This window comes from Lederbergia sp. NSJ-179, assembly GCF_022867885.1.
In the GTDB taxonomy this organism is placed as follows: domain Bacteria; phylum Bacillota; class Bacilli; order Bacillales; family Bacillaceae_C; genus Lederbergia.
Genome location: NZ_JALIFP010000099.1, coordinates 1 through 1,334 on the forward strand (window position 1 = coordinate 1; position 1,334 = coordinate 1,334).

The following is a 1,334-nucleotide window of genomic DNA, read 5'->3' on the forward strand; positions in this document are numbered from 1 at the left end:
GATTTTTAATTTTTAAGGTGGGGTAGAACGTGGATCTTCTACTATGTTACAGCCAGAAGGATTTGCATGGCTTACGAGGTTGGATTACCCACCATTAATTTTTGTTTGTGAGCCATCCTCACCGATATTTTGCTTCTTAGGGGCTAACTTGTCAAGAGCGAACGAGTGAGGGCTTGCCTTTACTCTTGACTGGTTAGCCCCTAAGAAGTACTCTTTTCATGAGGATGGCTTACAAACAATTACACTAGAAAAAGGGAAGCAGGCGTATTATAGCCTAATGACTGATGTGGTCGTTCATGATTATAAAAGGTTAGAAAGTTATTAATCCCTTTCCTTGCTTCTCTAGGACTCTCGTAGTCTTTTAAATATACTTCTTCATACTTCACGGTTCGCCAAAGTCTTTCCGTGATTATATTATCCAGGGCTCGGCCTTTGCCATCCATACTAATTGTAACTTCTTTCTCCTTGAGTAAGTCGATATATTGTGAACTCGTGAAGTGGCTGCCCTGATCACTATTCATAATGACTGGTTTGTGTTCAGAGAAAGCTCGTTTAACGGCTTCGACCACAAAATCCATTTCAAGGGTTTGATCCAGTTCCCAACTAACGACATACCGTGAAAACCAATCAATAATGGCCACCAGGTACATCCAGCCACGATTCAATCGAATGTAGGTGATGTCGATTCCCCAGACATGGTTTGGATATTGGATGCTTAATCCTCTTAAAAGATATGGATATATTCGGTGTTGATGATTTCGTTTGCTTAGGTTAGGACCTGGTGCTATCCCGGCAATACCCATTTCTCTCATGTGTCGTTGTACAGTTTTTCGGTTAATGATCATCCCCTCGTGATTGTTTAATCTATGCGTCACTCGTCTTGAGCCAAAAAACGGAAACTTGGTGTATATTTCATCAATTTTATGCTTGATCATAACTTCTTCTGGAGATGGCTCGACGGGTTTGTAATATAAGCTAGAGCGATTGAGGCTTAGCAGTTCAGCCTGTGTTTTAATCGGTAATTCTGATTCCTCCCATTCGATCATTTCTAAACGCTCAGCTCTAGTCTTTGATGCCAGATTTTTTTTTAACCCACGACAATTGTGTGGTTAATTTTCCTATTTCAGTATATAAGGATTCTATTTGATTTTCATAATCCGCCTGCATCTGATCAATTTTTTTATTTTCATTGGCGAATGCTTGCGGCATTTGATCAATAACAGCTTTCTTCCATTGCCTCAATTGATTAACATGAATTCCGTGATCAGAAGCAATTTCGCTTAGTGTTTTTTCCTCCTTCAAGATTTCTAGCACAATTTGAGATTTGAATTCTG

1 protein-coding gene is annotated in these 1,334 nt (G+C 39.6%); it reads right to left on the reverse strand.

Features of this window, described 5'->3' with window-relative positions:
- Positions 1–239 precede the first annotated feature (239 nt).
- Positions 240–1,334, reverse strand: a protein-coding gene (locus MUB24_RS22960) for an IS3 family transposase (RefSeq protein ID WP_244708066.1) whose coding sequence is annotated in 2 segments (ribosomal slippage) — positions 240–1,089 and positions 1,088–1,334 — 1,097 coding nt annotated over the 2 segments. Because the reading frame shifts where the segments join, the coding sequence is not laid out codon by codon here. This gene is flagged as partial in the annotation.